The 21,930-nt window shown below is 26.8% G+C and carries 19 protein-coding genes; 17 read left to right on the top strand and 2 right to left on the bottom strand.

The window, feature by feature from the left end; translation table 11 throughout:
• The first annotated feature begins 41 nt into the window (after positions 1-41).
• From D3Z33_RS03495 to D3Z33_RS03480, 4 genes are all read left to right on the top strand, one after another.
• Positions 42-1,622, top strand: a complete 1,581-nt coding sequence (locus D3Z33_RS03495; protein WP_160196392.1) for a Na+/H+ antiporter NhaC family protein — start codon at positions 42-44, stop codon at positions 1,620-1,622.
• 130 nt (positions 1,623-1,752) lie between these two features.
• On the top strand, positions 1,753-3,489 hold the full coding sequence (locus tag D3Z33_RS03490) for an ABC transporter ATP-binding protein (protein ID WP_160196391.1): 1,737 nt from the start codon (positions 1,753-1,755) through the stop codon (positions 3,487-3,489).
• Between the two features lie 61 nt (positions 3,490-3,550).
• Positions 3,551-4,201 (top strand): hypothetical protein, encoded by a 651-nt coding sequence (locus tag D3Z33_RS03485; RefSeq protein WP_160196390.1) that lies wholly within the window; start codon positions 3,551-3,553, stop codon positions 4,199-4,201.
• A 76-nt stretch (positions 4,202-4,277) separates the two neighbouring features.
• On the top strand, positions 4,278-4,655 hold the full coding sequence (locus D3Z33_RS03480; protein ID WP_160196389.1) for a hypothetical protein: 378 nt from the start codon (positions 4,278-4,280) through the stop codon (positions 4,653-4,655).
• A 25-nt stretch (positions 4,656-4,680) separates the two neighbouring features.
• Here D3Z33_RS03480 and D3Z33_RS03475 read toward each other — a convergent pair whose 3' ends face one another.
• Positions 4,681-5,238, bottom strand: a complete 558-nt coding sequence (locus D3Z33_RS03475) for a hemerythrin domain-containing protein (protein ID WP_160196388.1) — start codon at positions 5,236-5,238, stop codon at positions 4,681-4,683.
• 305 nt (positions 5,239-5,543) lie between these two features.
• On the opposite strand from D3Z33_RS03475, the gene D3Z33_RS03470 reads away from it, so the two are divergent.
• From D3Z33_RS03470 to D3Z33_RS03460, 3 genes are read left to right on the top strand one after another with little or no spacing between them, the layout of a single operon-like run.
• Positions 5,544-5,906, top strand: a complete 363-nt coding sequence (locus D3Z33_RS03470; RefSeq protein WP_160196387.1) for a GntR family transcriptional regulator — start codon at positions 5,544-5,546, stop codon at positions 5,904-5,906.
• Between the two features lies 1 nt (position 5,907).
• Positions 5,908-6,603: an ABC transporter ATP-binding protein gene (locus D3Z33_RS03465; RefSeq protein ID WP_160196386.1), complete on the top strand. Its 696-nt coding sequence runs from the start codon at positions 5,908-5,910 to the stop codon at positions 6,601-6,603.
• Positions 6,603-7,400 carry a hypothetical protein gene (locus tag D3Z33_RS03460; protein ID WP_160196385.1) on the top strand — a complete coding sequence of 266 codons (798 nt, stop codon included), beginning with the start codon at positions 6,603-6,605 and terminating at the stop codon, positions 7,398-7,400. Before D3Z33_RS03465 ends, D3Z33_RS03460 begins: the two co-directional genes overlap by 1 nt.
• 28 nt (positions 7,401-7,428) lie before the next feature.
• Here D3Z33_RS03460 and D3Z33_RS03455 read toward each other — a convergent pair whose 3' ends face one another.
• On the bottom strand, positions 7,429-8,511 hold the full coding sequence (locus tag D3Z33_RS03455; RefSeq protein ID WP_160196384.1) for an NAD(P)H-dependent flavin oxidoreductase: 1,083 nt from the start codon (positions 8,509-8,511) through the stop codon (positions 7,429-7,431).
• A 423-nt stretch (positions 8,512-8,934) separates the two neighbouring features.
• Between D3Z33_RS03455 and D3Z33_RS03450 the strand changes: the two genes are divergently transcribed.
• The 10 genes from D3Z33_RS03450 (at position 8,935) to D3Z33_RS03405 (ending at position 21,921) form a co-directional block, all read left to right on the top strand.
• Complete coding sequence (locus D3Z33_RS03450) at positions 8,935-9,846, top strand: DMT family transporter (RefSeq protein ID WP_160196383.1); 912 nt, start codon at positions 8,935-8,937, stop codon at positions 9,844-9,846.
• A gap of 194 nt (positions 9,847-10,040) precedes the next feature.
• Positions 10,041-11,042: a LacI family DNA-binding transcriptional regulator gene (locus D3Z33_RS03445; RefSeq protein WP_160196382.1), complete on the top strand. Its 1,002-nt coding sequence runs from the start codon at positions 10,041-10,043 to the stop codon at positions 11,040-11,042.
• Positions 11,035-14,079, top strand: coding sequence for a beta-galactosidase subunit alpha (gene ebgA, locus D3Z33_RS03440; RefSeq protein ID WP_160196381.1), 3,045 nt, complete (start codon positions 11,035-11,037; stop codon positions 14,077-14,079). Before D3Z33_RS03445 ends, ebgA begins: the two co-directional genes overlap by 8 nt.
• A 234-nt stretch (positions 14,080-14,313) precedes the next feature.
• A complete protein-coding gene (locus D3Z33_RS03435) occupies positions 14,314-15,195 on the top strand; it encodes a carbohydrate ABC transporter permease (protein WP_160196380.1) in 882 nt (293 codons plus the stop codon).
• A complete protein-coding gene (locus D3Z33_RS03430; protein ID WP_160196379.1) occupies positions 15,192-16,040 on the top strand; it encodes a carbohydrate ABC transporter permease in 849 nt (282 codons plus the stop codon). The genes D3Z33_RS03435 and D3Z33_RS03430 overlap by 4 nt, the downstream gene beginning before the upstream one ends.
• 21 nt (positions 16,041-16,061) lie before the next feature.
• Positions 16,062-17,336: an ABC transporter substrate-binding protein gene (locus tag D3Z33_RS03425; protein ID WP_160196378.1), complete on the top strand. Its 1,275-nt coding sequence runs from the start codon at positions 16,062-16,064 to the stop codon at positions 17,334-17,336.
• A gap of 127 nt (positions 17,337-17,463) precedes the next feature.
• Complete coding sequence (locus D3Z33_RS03420) at positions 17,464-18,474, top strand: LacI family DNA-binding transcriptional regulator (protein WP_160196377.1); 1,011 nt, start codon at positions 17,464-17,466, stop codon at positions 18,472-18,474.
• Between the two features lie 76 nt (positions 18,475-18,550).
• Entirely contained in the window at positions 18,551-19,714 is a 1,164-nt protein-coding gene (locus D3Z33_RS03415) for a galactokinase (protein WP_160196376.1), read from the top strand.
• A 62-nt stretch (positions 19,715-19,776) separates the two neighbouring features.
• Positions 19,777-20,805: an aldose epimerase family protein gene (locus D3Z33_RS03410; RefSeq protein ID WP_160196375.1), complete on the top strand. Its 1,029-nt coding sequence runs from the start codon at positions 19,777-19,779 to the stop codon at positions 20,803-20,805.
• A gap of 105 nt (positions 20,806-20,910) precedes the next feature.
• Positions 20,911-21,921 (top strand): nucleoid-associated protein, encoded by a 1,011-nt coding sequence (locus D3Z33_RS03405; RefSeq protein WP_160196374.1) that lies wholly within the window; start codon positions 20,911-20,913, stop codon positions 21,919-21,921.
• Positions 21,922-21,930: the final 9 nt, after the last annotated feature.

Below are 21,930 nucleotides of genomic sequence, written 5' to 3'. Positions count from 1 at the left end.
TAAAGGAATTTCAAAATAAATAATAGGAGGAGTGATAATTTATGGATTATGGGTGGCTAGCCATTGTTCCACCACTAGTAGCAATAGTATTAGCATTTGTAACAAAAAGAGTATTAATTTCTTTATTTATAGGTATATTCTCAGGAGGTCTTATAATTTCTGGATGGAATCCTTTCTCTGGTACTGTATATACTTTGGATACAGTAGTAGGTTCTATTACAGATGAGTGGAATGCATCATTATTGTTATTTAATCTACTGATGGGTTCAGGTGTAGCATTTATCTGGAGACTTGGAGGTAGTGAAGCCCTCACTGCTTGGGCAAGAAAGAAAATTAAAACTAGAAAGGCAGCTGGAATAGGCGCTTGGGTACTTGGTATTGTAATATTTTTTAATGATTATGTAAATGCTGCAATAGTGGGTAATGTTTTTAGAGATATTTCAGAAGAACATAAAATATCTTCGGAAAGATTATCATACATATTAGATTCTACTGCGGCACCAGTTGCAACATTTTTTATATCAGATTGGATAGCATTTCAAATAGGTATGGTAAAAACAGGCATGGAAACAGCAGGTATAGATGGTATACAACCCTTTACAGGATATCTTTATAGTATACCTTTAAATCTTTATTGTATATTTGCAGTATTACTCGTAGGTATGCTTGTAATAACAGGAAGAGATTTTGGTCCAATGCTTAAAGCGGAACATAGAGCTGTAACAGAAGGAAAAATAGTTCGTGATGGTGCAAAACCAATGCTTGATGTTAATTATGAATTAGGTGAGCCAAAGGATACAAAACCAATGCTTATAACATTCTTTTTACCTTTAATAGTACTTGTAGGTGTTACACTATTTGGTTTTTGGTTTACAGGTAGAGGTGCAGGAGGTATAACTGATATATTGGGAGCTTCTGATCCAGCAAAAGCTTTACTTTGGGGAGCATTTGCAATGTCTATAACTGGTATAGTAATGGCACTTTCTACAAAAATAATGACTTTATCTGAAGCAATGGATACTTTTGTAGATGGTCTTAAACTTATGTTACTTGCCTGTGTAATTCTTGTAATGGCATGGAGTTTAGGATCAATAACTGCAGAGATGAAATTAGATGAATTCATAGTAAAAGCAATACCTCCAAATTTACCGTTTGTATTTGTTCCAATGTTAATATTTGGATTAGGTATGCTTATTTCATTTGCAACAGGTACATCTTGGGGAACTATGACAATACTTACACCTATAGCTATACCACTTGCTTATGCATTAACTAAGGATGCATATTTATCTGTAGCTATGGCTGGAGTAGTATTTTCAGGTGCTATATTTGGAGATCATTGTTCACCAATATCAGATACAACTGTACTTGCATCAATATTTTCAGGAGCAGACCATATAGATCATGTTTCAACACAAGTACCTTATGCAATAACTACAGCAATAGTTGCAGTATTTATGTATCTATTATGGGGACAATTTAACATAACACCATTAATACTTATACCACTTGGAATAATTTTATTATTTGGTCTTATGTTCTGGTTATCTAAATTATCTAGAAAGAAATATGGTATAAATCCTAAAACTAAGAGGAAAATAAGAAAGAAAGAAAGTATATAAATATAAATATAAATGATACCTTAAATTTAAGGTATCATTTATATTTATTTAGACTCTCTAAATATATTATTGACTTCTATAATTAATAGAATTAAACTATATATAGAAGATATATGAAGGGGAGATGAAAATGTTAAGAAAATTTGCATCATATTATAAGCCACACAAAAAGCTATTTATATTAGATATGGTATGTGCTTTTTTTATGGCTTTGATTGATTTAGTATTTCCTATGGTAACACGTGAGTTAACTAATGATATTATACCAAACGGAAAAATGAGGGAATTATATATAATTACAGGAACTTTAATTTTACTTTTTATATTAAGAGCGTTGTTTAATTATATAGTAGACTATTGGGGACATGTTGTTGGTGCAAGAATGGAAGCGAATATGCGAAAAGATTTGTTTTCTCACCTTCAAACATTGCCTTTTAGTTATTTTGATAAAGTAAGAACAGGTCATATTATGTCAAGAATAGTAAATGATTTAAGAGAAATATCAGAATTAGCTCATCATGGTCCTGAAGATTTGTTTTTATCAGTTATAATGCTAATAGGATCTTTTATCTTAATGTTTACTATAAATGTTCCACTTACATTGATAGTATTTATATTTGTACCTTTGATGTTGTTTTTTGCTTTGAAAAAAAGGAAGAAAATGAATGAAGCATTTAGAGAAGTGAAAAGAAAAATAGCTAATGTAAATGCTCAAGTTGAAGATAGCATATCTGGTATAAGGGTATCTAAATCTTTTACAAATGAAGAATATGAAATGTATAAATTTGAATTAGGGAATAGAGAGTTTAAAGATTCAAGAGAATATGCATTTAAATCTATGGCAGAATTCTTTACAGGAATGAATTTTTTGATAAATATGTTGAATTTAGTTGTTGTAAGTGTAGGGGGTATTTTTATATATAATGGGACTATGAATATACCTGATTTATTAGCATTTTTATTATTTATAAATTTCTTTATGCAGCCAATTAGAAGACTTACTCAATTTACACAGCAATTTCAATCAGGTATGACTGGCTTTGAAAGATTTTTACAAATATTAGAAGTTAAACCCGATATAATTGATTCTAATGATGCAATGGAGTTAGATAATGTTAAAGGAGATATAAAATTTGAGGATGTAACATTTTCATACGATGAAGAAGAAACAGTGCTTTCAGGAATGAATTTAGATATAACTAATGGAAAAACATTGGCACTTGTAGGGCCTTCAGGTGGTGGAAAATCAACTTTGTGTAACTTAATTCCAAGATTTTACGAGGTAGATAAAGGAAGTATAACTATTGATGGTATAGATATAAAGGATATCAAAGTAAAATCATTAAGAGAACATATTGGATTTGTACAACAAGATGTATTTTTATTTACTGGTACTATTGAAGAAAATATTCTTTATGGTAGATCAGATGCTACACATGAGGAAGTTATAAAAGCAGCAAAAAGTGCTAATATTCATGATTTTATTATATCATTACCTAATGGATATAAAACATATATTGGAGAAAAAGGAGTTAGATTATCTGGTGGACAAAAGCAAAGAATTTCTATAGCTAGAGTTTTCCTTAAAAATCCACCAATTTTAATACTTGATGAGGCAACTAGTGCTTTAGATAATGAAACTGAAATAAAAATACAAAAAGCATTAGAAGAGTTATCAAAGGGAAGAACAACTATAGTAATAGCTCATAGATTGTCTACAATCAAAAATGCAGATAAAATTGTAGTACTGACAGATAAAGGAATAGAAGAAGTAGGTACACATGAAGACTTAATTGATAATAAAGGGTTATATTCTAAATTATATAAATCTCAATTTAAAGGATATATTCCTGATGAAGTAGCATAAATATAGTTAAAAACTAAAATTTAGGGGTATAAAGAAGTAAAAGATGAGGGGAAGTGTTCTAATGGCTTCAGTATCTAGTACTTCAAGAAGTAAAAGAAGAATACATGGTAGTTTTGTTGAAAGGAATAGGCAAGTATTAAGTACCACAGGGGTAAAAAAGGTGGAGGCTGCAAATAAGACTGAAAATAATATTTCTTATTCTAATGCCAATCACCTTATAGCATCAGATCAATTTTATGATAATCTAGAAAGGCTACAAGAACATTATTATAGGTTTTATCATAATGAAATAAGTCTAGAAAAGGAAATTAAAGCACTTCAAAGGAATAATAGTTATGGAGCGTACAATATGAAAAAACTATTAGAAAAATATAATAAAACTTTAGAGTCCTTAGAGATATTAGATAAAGAGTTTAATACGACTTATAATATTAAGATAAAAAACATAGTAAAAAACTATAAAGAACAATTGTTTAAAATTGGTATAAGTATTGGAAACGAGGAAAGATTAAAACTAGATACTTATAAGTTTATAGATAGTATTAAAACCTTAGAAAAACTAGAGAGTTCTTTAAAGCCTTTAAAAGAATTAATGGATGTTTTATATTATAAATTTAAATCTATAAAAATACCTGATATTAGTAATGATTCTAAAGGGTATACTCATAATGAGATTGAATATTCAGGGATATTAATAGATGAAAAATATTAATAATCATAATATATTCACAAAAAAATCTTCTTCACATAGTATATATTGAAGGAAAAAATGTAGAGGAGGATTTTTTATGAATGGAACTATACCTTATCCTGATATTTACAGGAAGCTTTATCCTAAAGTAGAAGATACTATAATGAAATACTATCCATATAGTGATATGGATGAAATGCCAACAGAAGAAGAATTAGAAAAAATGATAGACGAGATATATGATGATATGATAAATGAGTATCCTGAAATAGAGGAGGACATAAGGGAAAGACGTGTTATGAGCAGGGGAGTAAATATGCAAAGACCTTATTATGGAAGGCGAAGAATATTTAGAGACTTTATATCTTTAATATTATTAGGGTCACTATTTAATAGACGTAGAAGACCTTATTATCCAAGATATAGAGATCGTGATTACTATAATTATCCTGGTTATGGAAGTCCATATTATTAAAAATATAACTGCTAAGATTATAATCTTAGCAGTTATATTTTTTACTTAAGTTTTCAATTAAATCTATATATTTTTTTCTTTTTTCTATATTTTCTTGTTTTTGTTCTAAAATTTCAAATTCTTTATTCATTTTATTTATAGTTTTTTTAGGTAGATGAGTTATAGCATATTTATAAATTACATTATCCTCTTTAAGAATATGGTTATTTAGTAAATTTGCATATCCTATGGCATTTGCAATTATATCTACTTTGGATTCAGTATTACCATTCTTATATTCTTTTATAGCTATTTCTAAATTCATAATAAAACTTCTTGCATAATCATGCTCTATGAACATTCCTCTAACAGGTCCTTCGCCTATATCAGAAGATAAATCTTCTTGCATATATTTAAATAGCATTTCTTCTTCTTTACCATGATGATATTTATCTGCATAATTTCTGATAAAATCAATAATTTTTGAAAAATCATCTATCTCTACTTTATTTCCTTCTACCATATTTACACAAAGACACCTAATTATTTTTAAAACTCTTTTTATATTATTATGTTCATTTACTAAAACATCTATTGAATTCATAAATTATCTCCTTTCAAAAATTGTTCTTAATATAATTATACCAATAATTAAGAATTTTAATTGTGATATTTGTCATATTACTTTAAAAAATTTAAATTTCAAGTATATTTATTATTGACATAATTAGTGATGTAGTGTACTATTGATATATAACATTAAAACTCTTGGAGGGATTATATGGATTTTAATTGGGATATTTACCATATTACTTTTAAAAAATTAAATTTTAAATATATTTATCATTGACATTCTTAGTGACATAGTGTACTATTGATATAAAACAATAAAACCCTTGGAGGGATTATATGGATTTTAATAATAATATACCTATTTATATTCAAATAATGAACTATATAAAGAGACTTATAGCCAAAGGGGAATTAAAAAATGGAGATAAGGTAATATCAGTACGAGACATGTCAGAAAAGTTTAAAGTTAATCCAAATACAGTGCAAAGATCATATAGTGAACTTGAAAGGGCAAATATTACTTTCACAAAAAGAGGTATGGGTACATTTGTAACTGAGGATAAGGAAATAATGTTTAATTTAAAAAATGAATTATGTAAAGAAATAATAAATTCATTTTTGGATAATATGAAGGAATTAGGTTTTAATAAAACTGAAATAATTAATATAATAAGTGATGAATTAGAAAGGGGAAATTAACTTGAATAATATTGTTGAAATGAAAAATTTAACCAAGAAATATATGAAAAAAACTGCTTTAAAAGATGTAAATTTAAATATTGAAAAAGGAAAGATAATTGGACTTTTAGGACCAAACGGTAGTGGCAAAACTACCATGATTAAAATCCTTATGGGCATACTTACACAATCTACAGGAGAAGTATCTATTGCAGGAAAGAAGCCAGGAACAGAAACTAAATCTATGGTGTCATATTTACCTGATAGAAATTTTTTATATAAATGGATGAAAATAAAAGATTCTATTGATTTATTTGATGATTTTTATAATGATTTTGATAGAGAAAAAGCAAAAAAACTTTTAGAATTTATGGAATTAGAAGAAGATATGAAAGTGACAAAGTTATCTAAAGGAATGCAAGAAAAGTTAAATTTAACATTGGTATTGTCACGAAATGCAAAATTATATATATTAGATGAGCCTATTGCAGGGGTAGATCCTGTAGCAAGAGAAAAGATATTAGATGCTATAATTAATAATTATAATGAAGATAGTTCAATGTTAATAACTACTCACTTAGTACATGATCTTGAAAGAGTATTTGAAGAAGTAGCATTTCTTAAAAATGGTGAAATAGTTTTAAATGGAAATGTTGAAAGTTTAAGAAACGAAAGAAATATGTCTGTAGATGAATTATATAGGGAGGTTTTTAAGTAATGTTAAATTTAATGAAATATGAAATTAAAGGTAGTACTAAATTTATTTCAGTTTTAGTAATAGCACTTATACTTCTAAGTTTATTTACTTATTTAACAGCTGATGTAGATACTGTAGGAAGAACAATATTTTTAACTTTACTAGGATTTATTGGAGGAAATGTAGCTATACTATTTTACTTTGTAAGTTCATTTAGTAAAGAAGTATATGAAGATAGAGGGTATCTTACCTTAACTTTACCTGTATCAGGGAATTCTATTGTATTATCTAAATTAATAGTAACTGTTTTTTGGTATGCAGTATATACTTTAATACAATTAATATTTGTTTATTTTATATTAAATAAATATTCAAATTTAATTGAGCAACCAATATTAACAACTATACTTAGAGATGTGAATAAATTTTTATTAACTCCAGAATTTATTATAGTTGCATTATTAGGTATTTTAGATTCAATAATATTTGTTATGAGTGTTTATTTTTCCATAGCTATAAGTAAAGCAGCTCTAGGAGTTAAAAAGATTGGTAAGTTTATATCATTTATAGTATTTATAGCAATAACTGTAGCTAAATCTTATATTGATTATTTATTGATAACATATCTTCCTTTAAATATAACAATAAATAGTGAAGCTTTACAAGAAAATCTTACTTTTAGTAATGTTAATTTAGAGATGAGTACAATGACAGAAGCACTTTCTATTAATATACCTTCATTAATATTTTCTTTAATACTTTTTGTAGCATTTTTATTTACTACAGGATATATATTAGAGAAAAAGATAGATTTATAAAAATACTCTCCAGAGATGGAGAGTATTTTTAATTATTTTTTAAATATTTATTTGTATCACTTATTAATTCATCTATTAATGATTTTACAGATGTTATCTCATTAACTTTGTAAGCGTTAGCACCTGCAAATGCAAATCCATCTTTTAAATTACCTTTTTGTGCATTTATTAATGCATCAGCTATGCAATAAGGCGCTTTATTAGGTTTACATGGTTTAAGACAATTTGATATACATCCTTTAGGATGTCTACTTTCTAAAGAAACTTCTTCTAAAAAATTATTGTTAACTGCACGTCCTATCATACCTACAGGACTTTTAATTAGTTTAATATCATTTTTTGTAGACTTAATTATTTGTTCTTTAAATTCATTTGATGCATCACATTCATTTGTAGCAACAAACCTAGTTCCTATTTGTACTCCAGATGCTCCAGATTGAATTAATTTAGCAATATCTTCTCCACTATAAATACCACCACCTGCAATAATAGGTATAGATTTATTATATTTTTTTTCAAAGGGTTTAATAGATTCTAATACTGAATTAACGATATTAATTAAAATATTTTCTTCTAAATCTAAATCAGATTTTTTAAATCCTAAATGCCCTCCAGCTTTTGGACCTTCTACTACAATAGCATCTGGAATAACATTATATTTTCTATCCCAATTTTTACAAATTATTTTCGCAGCCTTTCCAGAAGAAACTATAGGAGCAATTTTAGTATTACTGTCTTTAGTGAATTTAGGAAGATTTAAAGGTAATCCTGCACCAGAAAAAATAATATCAATTTTTGATTTTATAGATTCTTTAACTAATTCTTCAAAGTTATTAAGTACAGTCATTAAGTTAACTCCTATTATCCCATCTTGAGATATTTCTTTTGCTTTTTTTATATGTTTCTTTAAAGCTCTTATATTAGATCCTTTTTTATTTGAAAAGTAATCAGGCTCATTAAACCCTATTTCTACTCCTGAAATTACTCCAATGCCACCATTTTTTGCTACAGTTCCAGCAAGATTAGATAAGGATACACCTACACCCATACCACCTTGTACTATGGGAACCTTAGCAATTAAATTTCCTATTTTAAGTTTAGGTAAATTCATTGTACACCTCCAAGAAATATTTAGTACCAGATACTAATACTAAGTATTATTATATAATGTTTTAGACTAAAAATAAAGTATAAATTACGAATTAATGTATTTGTAACAGATATAATTAGTTTACATATAATGTATTGAGAGGAGGAATCGTAAATGGGCGAAGCTAAAGGTGGAGTATTAGGCGGATTATTTAATGAAGGTAGTGAATTACTATTCTTCTTTTTATTATTAGTAGTGCTTTTCATGCCTTATGGGTATGGCGGAAGATGCTAATTTTTAATCAGAGACTATGCAAAGCATAGTCTCTTTTTTAGTGAATTTTAGTTTACTGGAAACGATAATATATTTAGTAAATATTTCATAAAAATAGTTTACTTTTAGTAAATATGATATTATAATAGATTATGTTAGGGGGTTGATATTATGATTAAATTAGATAAGAAAAAAAGTTTATATGCAGATATGGCACTAGTATTAGTTGCGATTATTTGGGGAAGTGGTTTTGTTGTAACAAAAAATGGACTAGAGGATATGACTCCGCTTTTCATGAATGCTATGCGATTTATAATAGCATCTATCTTAATGAGTATTGTATTTTTCAAAAAACTTAAGACAGTTAATAAATCTGATATTATAGCTGGAGCTATAATAGGAAGTTTTTTGTTTAGTGCATTTGCAGCTCAAACAGTAGGTCTTCAATTCACTACTGCAAGTAAACAAGCATTTTTAACTGCTACAAATGTAGTTATGGTACCTTTTTTATTTTGGTTCATAAGTAAAAGAAAGCCACATAACCTTGAAATATTAGCTACATTTATAACACTTCTAGGCATAGGCTTTCTTACACTTGAAGGTGGAGTAGCTCTAAATAGTGGAGATTTACTTACTCTTTTATGTGCATTATTATTTGCAGGACATATCATATCTATAGGACATTTTTCAAAAAAACATGATCCCATAGTTCTTACAATATTACAATTTATTTTTGCAGCAATATTTTCTATTATTCTGGCAGTACCCCTTGAGCCTATAAACTTACAAGTATCGGGACAAGGCTGGTTTACTGTTATTTATCTTGGTGGTATGAGTACATTAGTTGCGTTTTTAATACAAAATATTGCACAGAAATATACAACTTCTACACATACTGCAATAATACTTAGTTTAGAAGCTGTATTTGGAACTCTATTTTCCATTCTATTATTGGGAGAATTATTTACTATTAAAATGGTAATAGGTAGTGGGATTATTTTTATGGGTATAATAACAGCAGAAACTAAATGGAACTTTTTAAGAAAAAAATCAAATAAAATAGAAAGACAAAATTTACAATAAAAAAGACCCTAATAGGATCTTTTTTGATTTTTAAAGCTTTAAATTAATTATTTAACCTATTTTTACTAAATATATTATGAAAAACGTTTACATTTAGTAAAAATAGTATTATAATATTATTAATCAAATAATTTACATAAGGATTCATACTATTTAGATTAATAATAAATGATATATATGAAAGGCTGATTTATATGGCAACATTAAATGATATTGCTAAAAAGGCAGGGGTTTCTGCTTCTACAGTATCAAGAGTATTAAATTATGATGAAACTTTAAATGTACCTGATGAGACAAGAAAAAAAATATTTGAAGCTGCAGAATCACTCTCTTATAAAGTTAGGAAAAAAGTCAAAAAAAATAACAATTTAACTTTAGGTTTATATTATTCATATTCTCTTGAAGAAGAACTTCAAGATACTTATTATTTATCTATAAGAGTTGCTATTGAAAAAAAATTAAAGAATGAAAATATAAATGTATATAGAATAAGAAAAAATGATAAGAAGATAGATATAAAAGATTTAGACGGTATAATTTGTTTAGGATTTTTTATTGAAGAAGATATAGATAAAATTAGAAGTTTTAATAAACCAGCTATATTCGTAGATTCTAATCCTGATGATCAAGTTTTTGATTGTGTAATAATTGATCTTTGGAAGTCTACAAAAGATGCTGTAGAATATTTAATTAATCTAGGACATAAAAACATAGGATTTATAGGTGGAGTAGATATCGACATTTATGGGACAAAATACTATGATTTAAGACAAGAGGCATTTGAAAAAATAAGTAAAGAAAAAGATATTTATCATGGAGAGTTTATTCAAATAGGAGAATATAATCCTAAAAGTGGATATATGTTGATGAAAGAGATAATGAATAAAGAAAAAAAACCAACTGCAATAATAATAGCAAATGATTCTATGTCTATAGGTGCATATAAAGCAGCTAATGAAATGAATATAAATATTCCAAAAGATATAAGTATAATTAGTTTCAATGATATACCAGCTGCACAATATTTAGTTCCACCACTCAGTACTATAAGATTGAATACTGAATTTATGGGTGAAGTTGCTGTTAATATGATTAAAGAAAGAATAGAAAGTAAAAGAAAAATCCCATTAAAACTTACTATTCCTACTAAATTAATAGAAAGAGAAAGTGTATATAAAGGAGGAAATTATGAATAAAGATTGGAAAGATTTAGATATTCTACAAAGAAATAGATTAGATAGTAGATCATACTTTTTTTCATATGATAACAAAGAGGATGCATTAACATATGAACGCGGAAAATCAAATAAATTTATGTTGTTAAATGGTATGTGGAAGTTTTATTATTCGAATACAGTAGAAGAGTCACCTGCAGAATTTTATGATGATAGTTATAATGTAGATGATTGGGATGATATAAGGGTTCCAAGTAATTGGCAAATGGAAGGGTATGGCATACCTCATTATACAGATTTAATTTATCCATTTCCTATAGATCCACCTAATGTACCATCAAAAAATCCTACAGGATGTTATAAAAGAAAATTTTTTGTTCCAGAAAGTTGGAATAATTCTAATATAATTTTACGATTTGAAGGAGTAGATAGTGCTTTTCATATTTGGGTAAATGGTCAAGAAGTAGGCTATAGTCAAGGAAGCAGAATGGCATCTGAATTTGATATTACAAAATTTATTATTAAAGGAAAAGAGAATACTATATCTATAAGAGTGTATCAGTGGAGTGATGGCACATATATTGAAGATCAAGATATGTGGTGGTTGTCAGGTATATTTAGAGATGTATCATTAATAGCTAAATCACCAGTTCATATAAGAGACTTTTTTATTAAAGCATATTTAGATAATGAATATAAAGATGCTAATTTAGAAATTGAAATTGACATAAATAATACCACAAAAGAAAATTTAGATGAGTATAAAGTTGAATATATATTATTAGATAAAAATGGGCAAGAAGTAGTAAAATCTCATAATAAAAATATTACTATTAAAAATCCTAAAAAATGGACTGCAGAAACTCCAAATTTATATGATTTATTAATATACTTAAGAGATAATAATGGAGAAATCATTGAAATTATTCCTTCTAGAGTTGGATTTAGAAAAGTTGAACTTAAAAATGGCAATTTTTTAGTTAATGGAATTCCTATAATGTTAAGAGGAGTTAATAGACATGAAGCTCATACTGATTTAGGTAGAGTAGTACCATTTGATCATATGATAGAAGATATTTTGCTTATGAAAAAACATAATATAAATGCTGTAAGAACTGCACACTACCCTAATGATCCAAGATTTTATGATTTGTGTGATATTTATGGACTATATGTTATGGATGAGGCAGATTTAGAATGTCATGGGTTTGAAATAATAGGTGAATACGACAAAATCACCAACGATCCTAAATGGGAAGATGCATATGTAGATAGGGCAATTAGGATGGTTGAAAGAGATAAAAATCATCCATCTATTATTATGTGGTCAATGGGGAATGAATCAAGTTTTGGATGTAATTTTGTATCTATGTCAAATTGGATTAAAAATAGAGATAATACAAGACTAGTTCATTATGAAGAAGATAGAGAAGGTAAAGTAGTTGATGTAATGAGTACAATGTATTCTAATCATGAAAAGATGATAGAATTTGGTGAAATGAAAGATATGGATAAGCCTCATATACTTTGTGAATATGCTCATGCAATGGGAAATGGTCCTGGTGGACTTAAAGAATACTGGGATATATTCTATAAATATCCTAGACTTCAAGGTGGATTTGTTTGGGAATGGGCTGACCATGGATTAAGAAAAATTGATGAAAATGGGAAAGAATATTTTGTATATGGTGGGGATTTTGGTGATTACCCGAATAACTCTAATTTTTGCTGTGATGGTTTATTAAAACCGGATAGAAGTCCAACCCCTGGATTATTAGAACTTAAAAAAGTAATAGAACCTATTAAAATAGTAAAAGAAGATTTATCCAAGGGCAAAATAAAGATTAAAAATTTGTATGATTTTATAGACTTAGATTCTTTTAACCTAAGCTTTAATATTACAGGAGATAAACAAGTCTTTGATAGTGGTATATTAACATTGGGTGAGATAAAACCAGGCGAAGAAGTTGTTATAGATATTCCAATTGATGTAGATAAAAAATATAGTTTATATACTGATTTATTTCTCAATGTAGAGGTAATAACTAATAAGGATAATAAATGGTCTAAAAAAGGACATATTATAACCTGGGAAAGTTTTAAATTACCTTTTGTATCAAAAAAAGAATGGTATACTAGTGTATCTACTATGAATAATATAGATGTATATGAATCAAATATAGATATAATTATAAAAGGAATAAATTTTGAAATAATATTTGATAAGATAGAAGGTAAAGTTTCTAAATATTTATATGAAGGAATCCAAATGATTGATGAAGGATTTAATTTTAATATTTGGAGAGCTCCTATAGATAATGATATGTATCAAGTAAAGGAATGGAAGAAGAAAAGTATAAATAATGTTCTTACAAGAATAGATAGTATCAAAACCAATGTAAATGATAAGTATGTTCAAATAAATGTGAAATCTTATGTTTCACCACCTAATGGCGATTGGGCTATAGAAAATGAGTATGAATATATTATCTATGGTAGTGGGGATATAGTATTAAGTATAAATGGTAAACCTAAAGGAAAACTTCCAGAAACTTTTCCACGAATAGGTTTAGAAATGAGATTAAAAAATGATTTACAAAATATAGAATGGTATGGAAGAGGACCAGGAGAATCATATATAGATAGCAAAGAAGCTAGTATGATTGGTATATATGATAGCAGTGTATCTAATATGCTAACTAATTATGTTTATCCTCAAGAGAATGGAAATAGAACAGATGTAAAATGGCTTTCTATTAATGATGATAGGGGAATAGGATTATTCATATCTACTAATGAAAAATTTGGTTTTAGTGTTCATAATTATACTAAAGAAGATATTGAAAATGCTAAACATGAAAATGAATTAATAAAAAGAGATTTTGTAACATTAAATATTGATTATATGCAACATGGAATTGGAAGTAATAGTTGTGGTCCAGTGCCACTAAAAGAACATAGTTTGAAACCACACAATTTTAATTTTGAAATTAAAATTAAGCCATATTGGAAAGAAGTATTATTACCTCTTGTTTTAAGTGGGGAAAAAATAAAGTAACAATCTTATTAAGACTTTCAAAAAGAATGAAAGTTTTTGTTTGAAAGTCTTAATATTTTTCATTTTCTACTTAAATATTATGGAGAGAAGTTTAAACTATAGATAAACAAAATTATTTGAATCTTCTATTGCTTTCAAATAATTTTAATAGTATAATATTATAAAAGTTATAGAAAACGTTTTCTAGAAATCGATTTCTATCTTAGGATTTTAAGCAAATATTAGGAGGGGCTTATGGTTAATTTATTAAAGAAATTACGACTTAATACAAAAACAGCACCATATTATTTTCTAATACCAGTTATACTTGTATTCTCAATTTTTATGCTATATCCAATAGGCAAATCTTTTTGGCTTAGTTTTTATGAATTTCAGGGGGGAGAGTATAATTTTATTGGATTTAGTAATTATATAAATCTTATGAAAGATGATGTTTTTATTCAAAGTTTATTGAATACATTGATATATCTTATTTTTCAAGTTCCAGTAATGGTATTTTTATCTTTATTATTAGCTTATTTATTAGATCAAGCATATATTAAATTCAAACCTATGTTTAGAGTATCAATATTTTTACCTGCTGTAACTAGTTTAGTTGCATATTCACTAGTTTTTAAACTTTTATTAAATAATGAATATGGATTAATAAATTATTTACTTAATGTAGTTGGATTAGATGGAGTAAATTGGCTTAATGGTCCAATAAGTTCAAAAATAGCTATAATGATATCTATAACTTGGAGATGGACAGGATATAACATGATAATAATGTTAGCAGGATTACAAAGAATATCTCCAGATATATATGAAGCAAGTGATATAGATGGAGCAAATAAAATTCAAAAATTTTTTCATGTTACTTTACCTTTAATGAAACCTATTATATTATTTGCAGCTATTACATCTACAATCGGTACATTACAATTATTTGATGAACCATATATATTAACAGATGGAGGACCAGATGGTGCTACTATGACAGTTGCACAGTACTTATATAACAATGGTTTTAGATATATTAAATTTGGATATGCAGCTGCCATAAGTTATGTTCTAGTAATAATTATAGCAATATTATCTTATATACAGTTTAAGGTTGGAGGTGATGAAGAATGATAAATAAAAAAAGAAAACCAAGCGAAGTAAGTACTCTTACTAAAGTAATATCTTATGTATTTATAATAATAGTGGTTTTAATTTCTTTGTTTCCATTTTATTTGATGTTTGTATCATCAACACTAACTACAGGGGAGATACTTAGTATACCTCCCAAACTTATGTTTGGAGATAACTTTATTAATAATTTAAATAATTTAAAAGAAGAAATGAATATTGGTAGGGTTATACTTAACTCTGTATTTATATCTGTAACATATACTTTTTTTACAATATTAATTAATTCTATGGCAGGATATGGACTAGCTAAGTTTAAATTCAAAGGAAGAAACTTAATATTTGCATTGATAATGGGAACTATGATGATTCCACTTCAAGTTTTATATATACCTCAATTTACTATGATGACTACTTTTGGTTGGGCAAATCAATATCAATCAGTAATAATACCTTCTTTAGCAAATGCTTTTGGTATATTTTTGATGAGACAGAACATGACATCTTTTCCTACATCTCTAATTGAATCTGCTAGAATTGATGGATATGGGGAATTTTCAATATTTTTCAAAATTGTATTACCAAATATGAAACCTGCTCTAGGAGCTTTAGGTATATATAGTTTTATGACACAATGGGGTAGTTTTATGTGGCCTTTAATAATATTAAGTACAAAGGACATGTATACATTACCTGTAGCATTGGCGTCTTTAGATGGGCTAATGTATAAGGACTATGGAATGATGATGTTAGGAGCAGCTATATCTACTATTCCAGTACTTATAATATTCTTATTATTCCAGAGACAATTTATATCAGGTTTAATGGGTGGAGCAGTTAAAGAATAATAAAAAAAGGAGAGAAGTAAAATGAAAAAAATATTATCATTAGTGTTGATACTAACATTAACAATTTCTTTGGCAGCATGTGGAAATGATAAAGAAGAAAATACTTCTAATAATAGTGATGGTAAGTTATCAGGGGATGTAGTAGTATGGAGCTGGGATGTAGCTGCTAAGTCTTTAGAAGATGCAGCAAAAGAATTTGAAAAACAACATCCAGATGTAACTGTTAAAGTTGAAGATTTAGGTGTGGGACAAGTGTACGACAGACTTTTAACAAGACTTGCTAGCAAAACTGGTTTACCTGATGTAATAACTATGGAAGGTGAAAGGGTTGCAACTTATGCAGCAAAATTCCCTAATGGATTTGCTGATTTGACTGAACATGTAAACACAGAAGACTTTTTAGATGTTAAGATTTCAGAAGTTACTTATAATGATAAAGTAGTAGCATTTCCATGGGATGGAGCTCCAACTGGACTCTATTATAGAGCAGATTTATTTGAAGAAGCTGGTATAAATCCAGATGATATTAAAACATGGGATGATTTTATAAAAGAAGGAGAAAAAATGAAAGAGTTGGGTATTAAGATGATGCCACTTGCAGCTTCTAAAAATCCTACTTTTTTTGGAATGCTCTATGAGCAGACAGGAAGTTATTTTTTCGATGAAAAAGGAAATCCAACTGTAAATAGTGAAAAAGGAATGAAAGCAGCAAACACATTAAAAAAATTATATGATTCAGGAGTAACTTTTGATAATCAAGATTGGGATGGTATGGTTTCTGCTACTAAAGAAGGAAAGATTGCAACAGTTCCATCTGCAGTATGGTGGGCAGGAACTTTACAAGATGAAGTTAAAGATAGTGCAGGTGATTGGAGAGTAATGAAATTACCTGTTATTGAAGAAGGGTTAGATTATATAGCTGTAAATGGAGGTTCCAATGTGTTAGTACCAGAAGATGCACCAAATAAACAAGCAGCTATAGAATTTGTTAAATTTGCAATGACTGATATAGATAATCAAGTTAATGCATTTGATAAATACGGATTATATCCATCATATAAAGCAACTTATAATGAACCTACCTTTGATAAAGAGCTAGAATATTTTGGAGGACAAAAAGTATGGAGGTTCTTTGCAGATATAAGTGAAGATATACCTAAAGTTAATTATAGCGAGAATTTTGATGAGGCAATTGACCAAATTAGAGATGCACAAGCTAAAATGCTATTAAAAGATGCAAGCGTTGAAAAGACTTTAGATGATTTACAAGAGAAATTTAAGAAAGATTTCAAATAAAATATAGTTAAATAGTATAGGGGTTTTAATGAAAATTAGAACCCCTATGTTAAATTAATAAATTTTAATTAAACAAAATCATATGAATAATGTTATAATTTATATATAAATAATCTGGAGGTAAATGATGAAGTCAACTATTCAAGATGTTGCAAAAAAAGCTGGAGTATCTACTACAACAGTATCTAGAGTTATGAACAATAATTATCCAGTAAAAAAGGAAACAAGGATAAAAGTAGAATCTGCTATTAAGAAGTTAAATTTTAGACCCAATATATTGGCAAGAGGTTTGATTCATAAAAAATCTAATACTATAGGAGTAATTGTTCCGAGTATTACAAATTTATTTTTTCCCACAGTAGTAAAAGCTATTGAAGCAATTCTTAGAGAACAAGGTTATTTTATATATTTATGTAACACAGATAATAAAGAGGATGAAGAAATAGGATATATAAATTCTTTACAAGATAGACAGGTCGACGGAATTATTGTTATTGACCCTCAGACAAAAAACATGAAAAGTGGACTTTATGAAAAAATATCAAAAGAGATTCCTTTAGTATTTATAAATGGTTATAATAAAGATGTAAATTGTAATTTTGTTATTAACGATGAAGAATCAGGTGCTATTGAAGCTATGAGATATCTCATAAAATCAGGACATAAAAAAATAGCATTTATTAGAGGTCAAAAAAGTTATTCTTATGATTTGAAGGAAATAGTATATAAAAATGTTTTAAATGATAGTGTATATAAAAAAATAATTAATATAGGTGAAGGAAATAAAGATTCTACAGTAGATCATACTATGGAAATTATTCAAAGATTTTTATTAACTGAAAATCGACCTTCAGCATTTTTTTGTTGTAATGATCTAATGGCCCTTGGTGTAATAAATGCGTGTAAAAAAATAGGTTTAGATGTGCCGGAAGATATGTCGATTATAGGGTTTGATAATATTATAACATCACGATTAGTAGAGCCAAAGTTAACAACAGTAGATCAAAATATGTATGATTTAGGAGTAAATGCAGCTAAGATGCTATTAAAAAATATTGAAAATGAGAATGTGGATATTCAAAGAAAAATATTAACTCCACAATTAATAATACGTCAAAGTACTAAAAAAATAAGCTAGCTAAATTAGATTATTTTTTTAAAATGTATAGAAAAGGTTTTCTGTAAATTATATATAAATAAAAGAGGTGTTTTAAGTGAACTTAGAAAAACTAAAAAAAATTTTTTCTGAAAAATTTGGAAGTATTGATAATATTAATAGTTATTTTGCTCCAGGTAGAGTAAACTTAATAGGAGAGCATACTGATTATAATGGAGGATATGTATTTCCTTGTGCTTTAAGTTTTGGAACATATGCAATAGCAAGAAGAAGAGAGGATGAAAAAGTATTACTATATTCAGTAAATTTTTCTGAAATTGGAATAGTTGAAACAAATTTAAATCAACTTTCATATAAGGAAGAAGATAATTGGGCAAATTATCCTAAGGGTATTACTAAAATATTTAAAGATAAAAACTTAAATATAGATAAAGGATTTGAAATATTATATTATGGTAATATACCAAATGGTGCAGGTCTTTCTTCTAGTGCATCTATATCTATAGTTACCTCTTTATTACTAAAAGATTTATTTAAACTAGATATTAATAGAATACAAATGGCTAAATATTCCCAATTAACTGAAAATGAATATATTGGTGTTAATTGTGGGATAATGGATCAATTCATTATAGCTATGGGTAAAAAAAATCATGCAATTATTCTAGATACAAATACATTAGAATATGAATATGCTCCAATAAAGTTAGATAATATTTCTATAGTTATTGCGAATACAAATAAGAGAAGAGGACTTGCAGATTCTAAATATAATGAAAGACGTATTCAATGTGAAAAAGCACTAAAAGAGTTACAAAATAAACTAAATATAAATTCCCTTGGTGATTTAACAGAAGAAGAATTTGAAGAAAATAAATATTTAATAAAAAATGAGATTAATAGAAAAAGAGCAAAACATGCAGTTTATGAAAATAGAAGAACTATTAAAGCAGCTAAAGTATTAGAAAATGGTGATATGAAAAAATTTGGAAAGCTTATGAATGAATCTCATATTTCACTTAGAGATGATTATGAAGTAACTGGAAAAGAGCTAGATATACTTGTTGAATCAGCATGGAAAAATGGTGCTATTGGTGCTAGAATGACTGGAGCAGGATTTGGAGGATGTACTGTAAATCTAGTATATAATGAAACAATAGAAAGATTTAAAGAAAATGTTAAAAAGGAATATAAAGAAAAAATAGGATATGATCCAGACTTCTATATAGCAGAAATAGGAGATGGAGCAAAAATAATATAGATATACTAAAGAGGTAGGTATTTTTACTGCCTCTTTAAAAATATTTAAAAGAGGTGTAATAAATGTATTCTGTGGAACAAATTAAATTATCTAATAAGGAACTGAGTCTTATAATCATAGAAAATAATAATATAAAAGCTAAATTACTTAATTATGGTGCAATATTAGTTGAACTTTTAGTAGATGACAAAGATGGAAAAAAAGAAAATATAGTATTAACTCATAAAAATATAGATAGTTATATAGAAAATCCAGCCTATTTTGGTGCTACTATTGGTAGAACATCTGGAAGAATAGCAAATGGAAAATTTAAAATTGATGATAAAGAGTATACTTTATATAAAAATTATGGCCAAAATAGTGGTCATGGTGGTAAAGAAGGATTTAACAAAAAGATATGGGATTATAAAATAATAGAAAATGAAGATGAAATTTCTGTAAGTTTTAATTATTATAGTAAAAACATGGAAGAAAATTACCCGGGTAATTTAGATGTATATATAAAATATACTCTAATGGATAATAAGATGATTATTGAATATCATGCAAATACAGATAAAAAAACATTATGTAATTTAACAAATCACTCATATTTTAATTTATCAGGTAATTATAAAAGAGATATAACAAATCAATTACTTTATATAAATTCTAATAAATTTTTAGAATTAAATGATAAAATGGTACCTACTGGTAGATTTATAGATGTAACTGATACTCCTATGGACTTCAGAAAAGAAAAGAATATTGGAGAAAGCTTAGAATATAATTACTCCCAAATTAAGCTTGCAAATGGGTTGGATCATCCTTGGTTATTAAATAAAAGTGGAAATTCTATAACTATGATAGATTATAATAGCAAAAGAAAAATGGAAATATCTACTTCATATCCATGTGTAGTAATATATAGTTATAATTTCCCTAATGATGAAAATTTAAAATATAATAAAATTGGTAAAAAACATTATGGTATTTGTTTTGAGACTCAGTATGAGCCAGATGGTATAAATCATAATAATATGAATTCATCAATTTTAAAACCAAATGAGAATTATTATGAAATAACAGAATATAAATTTTCTATTATTTAGAGTTGTAATTAATGAACCTTAAAAAGGTTCATTTTTCTTTGACATAAATATGAATATAAAATAAAATATATTTTATACAATTAAATATTTTAAGGAGTGTAAGATTTGGACATAAAAGATTTAGAAATAAATAAAATGATAGTGCATATATTAGATAATAATTTAGAAATACCAGTATTATCAGAAGTAGAGCACCCTTTAGATGATGATATAGAAGAATTTTTAGAAAAGCATATTTTAAGAGTATTTACAGATGGATCTCTTAGACCTGCTAGGTTTAATGATGGAGAAAATATTATTAAAGATATAATAGTAAATCACAATTTAAATACATTTGTAGATGATACAAAACGATTATCAGAGATTTTATTTGATATTATAAAGATAAATGTAGATATTCCACCAGCAGATGTTATATTCAGTATATTTACATATGAAGATAGAAGATACTTTTCTATATTTAAAATGAATTATAGAAATTCGTATATTCATAATGTAGACCAAATTGAAGAAAAAGTAGTAAATTCTATAGTAAAACAAAGAACTTCTTTACCTAATGAAAATCAAAAAATAGATGAATGTATTTTAATTGATTTAACAACTTTAGATATAAAATTAATAGAGAAAGAATATGAAATAAATGGAGAAAAAATATACTATTTATCAAGATTATTTCTTAAATGTAATAGTAAAAGGTCAGAGAAAGAAAAAGTGAAAATATTAAATAAAACTACTAAAAACTTTTTAGAAAATAATTATGAAGGTGATTTTGTAAAAGTAGGACAAGCAAAAAAGGCAGTAGCTAAGTCATTAGAAGAAAATGATAGAATTGATATAGAAAGTGTTGCAAAAGATGTATTTAAAAGTGATTTAGATATGAAAAAGGAATATATGAGTATAATTGAAAAAGAAGGATTAGATGAAACTAATTTTGAAGTAAGTGAAAAAATAAAGAGACAAAATTTTAGAAAGCAAAAAATAGTTACAGATACAGGAATAGAAATTAAAGTACCTATAGAGTTTTTTGATGATAAAGAAAGAATAGAATTTGTAAATAACACTGATGGTACTATTTCAATAGTACTTAAGCAAATAGGAAATGTAAAAAACAAATAATATTAATAA

Origin of the sequence: Senegalia massiliensis (genome assembly GCF_009911265.1) — a bacterium.
Classification (GTDB): Bacteria; Bacillota; Clostridia; order Tissierellales; family SIT17; genus Anaeromonas; species Anaeromonas massiliensis_A.
The sequence above is the reverse complement of the archived record's forward strand: the minus strand, read 5'-3'. Positions and strand labels throughout refer to the sequence as shown.